Genomic DNA, 7,473 nt, shown 5'->3' with positions numbered 1-7,473 from the left:
CCCCCTGCGTTAGAGGATACTGATATGAGTTATGAGTCCGTGGTTCAGGCGTTCACCGAACAGGGCTGCCCGCCGCCCGAGATCGGCGCCACCGAGACCGAAGTCGCCGACTGGCTCGACCAGATCATCGACGCCATCGTGCCTGCCCCTGATCGGGACGACGACCGATGAGCCCACGCCCCGCCAAAGCGCCAGAACAGTCCGCCGATAACACGGTGGCGCCGACCCCGGCCAAGGGGGGCGGCGCCCGATCCCGTACCCGGGGCGACGCGCCTCAAGCCATCCTGGATCGGTATCTGATCGAACGCGACCGCCTGGGACGCGCCGCGCGCTTCTACCGGGATCACCGCGCCACCGAACCGATGTTTCGGGACGAGGGCCGCAAACTGACGACGACGCTGTCCTATCCTGACGCCGTCGCCGACATGCTGAAGATCGCGCAGCACCGGGGCTGGACCGGAGTGCGGGTCTCCGGCGACGAAGGATTTCGTCGCGAGGCCTGGATCCAGGCGCGATCTCTCGGCGTCGAGGTCAAGGGTTACCGGCCGCGCGATCGGGATCGTCAGGCGGCCGGCGAGTCGTCCCTCGCCCGATCTCCGTCAAGCCGACATCTCGACGAGCGCACCGTGAAGGACCGACTTCGCGCGGCCTCGGTCGTGGTAAAACGGTTGATCGACGACCCGGCGGCCCGGACGCGGCTGATGGAGCGCGCTGTCCAACGTCTGCACAACCAGGTTGACCCCGCCCGTACGCGAGATCGAGACGGCTCACGCGACCGACGTTCTTGAAAATGTCCCGCCCATGAACTCACGTCCATTTCGACGCGGTCGTATTGCTCCACCGAAGTCTGAATGTGCCAACCGGAGCCGTTGGGTTCCGGCCGCAGAGCGGACCTAAGGCCAATATCCTGTTCCAGTACTAACCTCGCACTAGGGGCAACCATGGGGAAGCGCCTTTGTCATTGAAGTTTTGATCCAATTGCCGAAAGCGAAAATTTCGCGGACTGACCCGGGGTCGACCCCGCATTGATCTGAGGGAATTTCCGATTTAGGACATCCTAATGCGCTACACTCAGAGCCAGATTCGCGAACTGCTTTCCATCTCGGTGGATGCTTTCCGCACGTGGCGGGATGCCATTCCCGCCCTAGCTCTGCACAAAGGCCATGCCCCCAGCTTCACCCCTGGGGACGTCGTAGCCATGGCAATCGTCGCCGAACTTGTCCGGGACTTCGGCGTGCGCGTCGGGACGGTCGGCGATCGTTTCGATCAGCTCTTCAAGGAGTGCGGGGGGAAATCCTGGCTCTCACTAGAAAACTGCGTCGCCTTGATCGAAGCCGACAACTTCCGCCTGGTCGATGCAAGCCTTGCCCATCGCCGCTCGCCGGACGCTTCCACCCTCTGCGTACCGTGCGCGCCAATCATAGCGCGCCTGCGCGCGGCACTCACGGCGACCGAAGTGGATCAAGTGCAGGGACATCTGCAGTTCCCCCCAACCTCCGTGGGCATGCAGCCTGAACGGCGCAGCAAACGCGCATGACCACCACCCTGGCATCCGCATTGGCGCCGGAGTGGAAAGACCGCTTGGGGCTCACACATCGGCGCTCGCCTGAACTCTACGAGTCAGCCGAGGCCGTCAGCGACGTGCCGCACGCGCCGGCTATCCGAGCCGCCCTGACCGAAATGGGCGTATCGGCGATCTTCTGCGTCCAAGGCGTCCCGACTGTCGCGATTCTGGAAGCTGATAACTACGACCGCGCTGCGATCATCGATCTTCACGGCGCGCTCTGGAATCAGGGCCTGGCCAGCCTGTTGCTGGTTATCGCTGACGATACGCTCAGAGCGTTTTCGCTCGCCCGTACTCCGTTGAGCGATCCAGGCGAGGCCTTCGAGCGCCGCTGCCTCATCGATAGCCTCAGTCTGACGACCGAAGCGCTGCGGTTTCAGAATCTGATCTACGGCGCCGAATCCGGACGCCTCTGGAAGGACTATGGCGAGTACTTCCCCCCGAAGGAGCGCATCGATCAGGTTCTCCTCGACAATCTGAATGCGTCCCACGACCTGCTGCAAAAGGCCGCGCTCGCTCCCGATGCGGCGCAGGCCCTGCTCATACAGGCGATGTTTATCGCGTACCTTGAAGACCGGAAGATCGTAACGCCCGCCTACTTTGCCGCCGTCTCCGAGAAGAGTTCGGAGAGTTTTTCGGCGCTCTTGGAAACGGGCGACGTCGATCTCTTCCGGTCCTTCTTCCGGACACTTCATGCCGATTTTAACGGCGATCTGTTCGTCGCGCCGTGCTCCTTCGAGGCCACGGGCGAGGCGCCGGAAGTCACGCCCGCCCATCTGACGATCCTGGCGCGGTTCCGGTCAGGCCGTGAAGAAATGGCCCATTCCGGACAGCAGCGGTTCTGGGGCTATGACTTCCGCTATATCCCGATCGAGCTCGTCAGCGCCGTCTACGATCGCTTCCTGGGTGAGCGCGAGGCCGAGCGCCGCGCCAACGGCGCCTACTACACGCCCATGTACCTTGCCGACACCGTCGTTTCCCAAGCGTGGGAGATGTTGCCGGATGCGACAAGGACGACAGGAAACTTCCTCGACCCCGCCTGCGGTTCAGGCGTTTTCCTCGTCCGCTCCTTCCAGCGACTCTGTGAGCATTGGCGCGCCAAGCACAAGACGCAGACGATTTCCTGGAAGACGCTGCTGTCGCTGCTAAGCCAGATCCATGGCTGGGATCTGAACGGCGGCGCGGTTCGGGTCGCCGTGTTCTCACTCTATGTCGCCCTCCTCGAGGAGGTGTCGCCACGCGACATCCGCAAACTAATCACCCGGGGAAAACTCCTCCCGGAACTCTGGGGCAAGACCCTTGTCTGCCGCGACTTCTTCGAAGTATCGCCGGATGGCGCCCGATACGACGTCATCATCGGCAATCCGCCATGGACCAGCCGCCGCGGTCCCGCGCGTTCGTCCGTGCAGTGGGGCAAGAAGACAGGGCATCCCATGCCCGGTGGCGAGGACGCCTGGGCATTCAGCTGGAAGGCGCTATCGCATCTCGCCGACGGCGGCCTGATCGCTTTCCTGCTGCCGGCGATGGGGTTTCTGCATAACCACGCCTCAAATACGATCGAAGCCCGTGATACGTTCTTCCGAAAATCCCAGGTCCGCCGCGTCATCAACTTCGCAGACCTTCGATTTCAGCTTTTCGAGAAAGCCCATCGCCCCACCGCTCTGATCATCTACGGCAGCGCCAATCCGGATAATTTCCCGTATCGCTTCGACTACTGGGCGCCAAAGGCTGACCTTAATCTGCGCATCAAGCGCGTCATCACGCTGAGCAGCGCCGACAAGGCGGCCCTCGGGGTCGGCGCGGTCCTAGATAACCCACTCATCTTCAAGCAGCGCCTCTGGATGCGCGAGCCGGACGCCAAACTCTTCGCCTACCTCGCGAGGCTTCCCAAACTAGGAGCCTTCATCAGCGAGTACGGCAGCCTGAGCCGTCGTCGCGAAAAACCGGGCGATCGATGGGTCATCGGGCAAGGCTATCAGCCTTTCAATGAGGCCAGCGAAAGCGATGCGCCTCCGCTCGCCAGCGAGTATGTCGGTCGACTGCCTGACCTGCCGATCGCAGCCTATTCGCGCCTAGCTCAGGCGGCGGAAGGCTTGCTGCCAGCCCCGTCATCAACGGTTCGCCGCCGCGGGTTCGAGTCCGGGTTCGATGGCCCGCGCATCCTTGTTCCGCGTGGGGTGGAGACGTCGCAAAACCGCCTTCGGGCCGCATACTGCGATCAGCCGCTGACCTTCCAGGATATCTTGCAGGCGATCGTGGTGCCGGTCGGCCAAAGCGACCGCGCGAAGGTTCTCACGGCGATCCTCAATAGTCGCATCGCGGTCTGGTACGCCTTTCATGGCACCGCGTCGTTCGGTTCGGATCGCCCGGAAGTCAAGCAAGCCGACCTGTTGCGATTGCCGTTCCCGTCACCCGACGATGTCCCCGACCAAGCTGCGGCCGCTCACGCCGCCCTTGAACTGATTGCGATCGTCGACGACGCACACGAACGCTCCAAGGAACCCTTCTCGATGCAGATCGACGAGGGGGACATCCTTCGGACAATCGACCGGCTTGCGTACCAATACTTCTGCTTGTCGCCCGATGAAATCGCCCTGATCGATGATACCGTCGAGGCGATCCTGCCTGCGCTTCAGCCCCATGAAGGCCACTTTCCGAAACTGTGGGGCGCGCCGGACGAACGGCAGCGAGCGCAATACGCCCACACATTGGCGGCCAGCCTCGCGGACTGGTTCAAAGGCAAAAAGATCGATGCGCGCCTCGTCGCGCGCGGCGCCGACCTGGCGATACTTCGTCTGCACCTGGGCGGCCATGAAGACTATGCCGAGGATGCGGGGGGCGAGCTCAGCGACGTACTCGAGCAACTCGCAGCTCACATCCACAGGCCCCTGAACGGCAATTTCCAGCTCATGCCGGACCTGCGCGTTTTCGTCGGCGACTGCCTCTACCTCATCAAGCCCATGCAAATGCGCTTCTGGCTACGCTCCACCGCGCTCGCCGACGCCGACGGAATAGCGCTCGACCTCCAGCAAGCCGCCGCCCTGCCCCAACAGCGGGGCGCGGATTGATGCTGATCGGCGATGTGCAGGGATGGGTCGACAACTTCGTTTCATTTGATGATCGCTTCCTGGAGAGGATCGCCGCGGCTTGGCCAGCGTGCATGGCGGTTCTTCCCGAGCAGCCAGCGGAGGATGACATCACCATCAATCTCGTCGATCGCCTGGCCAAAGACGTCGTGGTGCGTCGGTTGTGCCATTGGGTCGAATATCAGTTCGAACCATTCGGTCTTGCGGCCGATGGGTCGAAATTCAGCAAGGGCATCATCGACATCGCCGTGCTCTTCGACTGGGATCGACAGCGATACCTCGCCTACGAGTGCAAGCGGCTCAACGTGATCAACGGCGGAAGCCGGAGTTCCCTGGCCACTGTGTACGTCACCCAAGGCATGATGCGTTTTCTCACCGAGCAGTATGCCGAGCAACTGCCGGTGGGGTGCATGCTGGGCTATGTGCTCGACGGCGATGTGCCCTTCGCCCAATCGCGCATTGCCGACGCTATCGGCGGCCATGTCCCTCTCGCGTTGGCGGAGGGACCTGCGCCCCTGGCCGCGATCCAAACGATCGAGCGCTTCCGCACGCGGCACACACGCCCAACCGGATCGTCTATCGAGCTTCGTCACGCGCTATTTTCGAAGCCATCGGCGGCCGCGCCAAACGCCTGACGAAAGCGGCGCGAATGCGGGGCTCTTTTTTGACGCTTAAGCGCGCCTTGTACTGATCCATGAAGTACAAGTGACGAAATCATGGAAGGCCGCGACTGCCAATCAAGGGAAACTTGACGCGATCGGCCACCAATATGGGGAGGTCGGATACATGTTTATTGAGCGGCTCAGTCTGACGAATTTCCGTTGCTTTGGACCTGAAGTGACAAGCGTCGATCTAACCTCGGGCTTTACGACCTTCGTCGGCGTCAACGGCGCGGGCAAGACCGCCCTGATGCAGGCCCTCCAGCGCCTGTTCGGCGTGACCGGAGATCAGCGACGCCTACGGCGCCAGGATTTCCATGTCCCCTCCGCCGAGCTGGTCGCGCCGCTTCAGCGAACTTTCTTGCTGGAGGCGATTGTCGCCTTTCCGGAACTGGACGCCGACGGGGCCGGCGGCGCGGCCATTCCCGAATTCTTCCACCAGATGGCCGCTGAAGACGCAGGCAAGCTGAAATGCCGCCTGCGTCTCGAAGCGACCTGGACCGATGACGGTTCGCTCGACGGCGCGATTGAGCATAAATACTGGGCGATCCGGACCTTCGGCGCATTCACCGACGCCGATTGCACCGAGCTGAAAGCGACCGACCGGGCGCGGATCCAAATGATCTACGTGCCGGCCACGCGGGATGGCGCCTCTCAGGTGACGGCTTTCCTGCGCGGCAGGCTGTGGCGCGCTATTAACTGGTCGCAGGGTGTCCGCGACACGTTCACAAATGCCGGTACGACATTGAACGGCGCCTTCGCCGGGGAGCCGGCCGTCGACGTGATCGCGGCAGCGGTGACGCGGCGATGGCAGGAAGTTTACACAGCCGGGACCGACACGACGCCGGTCTTCCGTCCGCTCGATCTGCGGTTTGAGCATTTCATTCGCAAGGTTGAGGTTATCTTTCGCCCCGACGAAGCCGGCCGCGAGCGGGCGCTTGATGATCTCAGCGACGGCCAGAGGAGCCCGAGGGCGAACGTGACGAGTAAGTCAAAGTTGGGAGGGACGTCCTCGTCGCTGCGCGCGTTGGCGATGACCGCGGCGACGCTGGATGTCGAAGCCGGGATCGTGGCCGATCCCGCAGGCGCTGGTTTCCAGGCCGGCGGCGTTCCGCTACCAGCGCTGACCCTCATCGCGATCGAAGAACCCGAGAACAACCTCGCGCCCTTCTATCTCTCCCGCATCATTCGGCAGATCCAAGACCTGACGAAGTCGCCGCAGGCGCAGGCCGTGGTCTCCAGCCACTCCCCGAGCATCCTCGCCCGGGTCGATCCTACCCAAGTCCGGCACTTCCGCCTCGACCCGCAAGATCGAACGGCTCGCGTCCGTCCGATCACCCTCCCCATCGGCGAGGAAGAAGCGTCGAAATTCATCCGCGAGGCCGTCCGCACCTATCCCGAACTCTATTTCGCGCGCTTCGTCGTGCTGGGGGAAGGCGCGTCCGAGGAAGTCGTTCTTCCTCGTCTCGCCGACGTCATGGGGCTCGACATCGATCGATCCTTCGTCGCGGTGGTTCCCCTGGGCGGTCGCCATGTAAACCACCTGTGGCGACTGCTGACCGACCTCGACATTCCCTACGCCACCTTGCTGGATCTCGACTGGGGCCGTTCCGGAGGCGGCTGGGGCCGTATCAAGACAGCCTGTACGCAGCTGCTCGCGAACAACGTCACGCCTCAGGCCATTTTCGGAGCGCACCTGCTCCCGCTGGGGCCAGCCGAGAACTTGGTGGCCTTTGACGCTCTGCCGCCGACAGATTTCGCGCATCTCACCCAGTGGGCGAACTGGCTGCGCCGCTTCAACGTCTTCTTCTGCACGCCCCTCGATCTCGACTATTCCATGCTGAAGGCGTTTCCCGTCGCCTATCAGGTCGTCGAGCCCGGCCGCCAAGGGCCGTCACCCGCCGGGGAACCTCGCACATCGGTTCTGGGCGACGACGGCCTGCCTCACCTTTACGGTGCGGACCAGGACGTCTTGATGCGTTGGTATCGCTATCTGTTCCTGGGGCGCGGCAAGCCGAGCACCCACGTCCGGGTGCTGAGCTCGCAAGACCCCGTCGCGCTCGCGGCGGGCGCGCCCGAAGAGTTACGCGCGCTCCTGACCTCGATTGTCGCGCGCCTGACGCCGCCCCCCCCGCCGCCGCTTGCGGGCCTATGACCATGCGCC

General features: G+C 63.2%; 5 protein-coding genes. All 5 read left to right on the top strand.

Annotated elements, in window-relative coordinates; genetic code table 11:
* Nucleotides 1-215: 215 nt before the first annotated feature.
* The 5 genes from QZ281_RS17575 (at nt 216) to QZ281_RS17555 (ending at nt 7,464) form a co-directional block, all read left to right on the top strand.
* Nucleotides 216-788, top strand: coding sequence for an LPD7 domain-containing protein (locus QZ281_RS17575; RefSeq protein ID WP_292230749.1), 573 nt, complete (start codon nt 216-218; stop codon nt 786-788).
* A 272-nt stretch (nt 789-1,060) separates the two neighbouring features.
* A complete protein-coding gene (locus tag QZ281_RS17570) occupies nt 1,061-1,537 on the top strand; it encodes a hypothetical protein (RefSeq protein WP_292176459.1) in 477 nt (158 codons plus the stop codon).
* A complete protein-coding gene (locus tag QZ281_RS17565; protein WP_292230745.1) occupies nt 1,534-4,632 on the top strand; it encodes an N-6 DNA methylase in 3,099 nt (1,032 codons plus the stop codon). The genes QZ281_RS17570 and QZ281_RS17565 overlap by 4 nt, the downstream gene beginning before the upstream one ends.
* Nucleotides 4,632-5,285 carry a hypothetical protein gene (locus QZ281_RS17560; RefSeq protein WP_292176457.1) on the top strand — a complete coding sequence of 218 codons (654 nt, stop codon included), beginning with the start codon at nt 4,632-4,634 and terminating at the stop codon, nt 5,283-5,285. The genes QZ281_RS17565 and QZ281_RS17560 overlap by 1 nt, the downstream gene beginning before the upstream one ends.
* Before the next feature lie 70 nt (nt 5,286-5,355).
* Nucleotides 5,356-7,464 carry an AAA family ATPase gene (locus QZ281_RS17555; RefSeq protein ID WP_292230742.1) on the top strand — a complete coding sequence of 703 codons (2,109 nt, stop codon included), beginning with the start codon at nt 5,356-5,358 and terminating at the stop codon, nt 7,462-7,464.
* Nucleotides 7,465-7,473 lie beyond the last annotated feature (9 nt).

The organism is Brevundimonas sp., from assembly GCF_018608325.1.
Taxonomy (GTDB): domain Bacteria; phylum Pseudomonadota; class Alphaproteobacteria; order Caulobacterales; family Caulobacteraceae; genus Brevundimonas.
This window is presented reverse-complemented; position numbering and strand designations above follow the sequence as displayed.